The 501-nt window shown below is 50.7% G+C and carries 1 pseudogene; it reads left to right on the top strand.

Annotation, left to right across the window (positions count from 1 at the left end):
* Window positions 1–289 (top strand): annotated as a pseudogene (locus AC1DRJ_RS32290) (non-homologous end joining protein Ku); the annotation flags it as partial.
* Between the last annotated feature and the right edge of the window lie 212 nt (window positions 290–501).

The raw sequence follows: 501 nt of genomic DNA, 5'->3' as shown, positions 1-501 counted from the left end.
GGCCAAGGGCGAACTCGATATGGCCAAGCGTTTGGTAGAAGACATGAGCGCCGACTGGAAACCCGACGACTACCGCGACAGTTTTGAGGACAAAATCATGGCGCTGGTCGAGAAGAAGGCTAATGAAGGCAAGATTGAGGATGTAGAAACGGCGACGGGTGAAGATGAGCGTAAAACCGCGGATGTAATCGATTTGACCGAACTGCTCAAACGTAGCCTGGGTAACAAAGGCGCCGGGAAAGCCAAACCGGTTGCGCAGAAAAAATCAACGAAGACTTCTCGCGCCTAGTCGAGGGTTTTGTGGTGACTGTAATGGCCCTATCGCGAGCAGGCTCACTCCCACATGTGATCTTTGACATACACAAATCGATGTTTTTGGTCCGCAGTACCCTACCTGGGATTTTTGAAAACAGATCAAAGGTTCCTGATCATGGCCTTGTTGCATGGCGGCTAAGGGATTGCTTGACTATGGTTGATCGGGCATCGTGAGAAACAAAACCC

It is taken from the genome of Pseudomonas sp. P5_B2, assembly GCF_056400445.1.
This window is presented reverse-complemented; position numbering and strand designations above follow the sequence as displayed.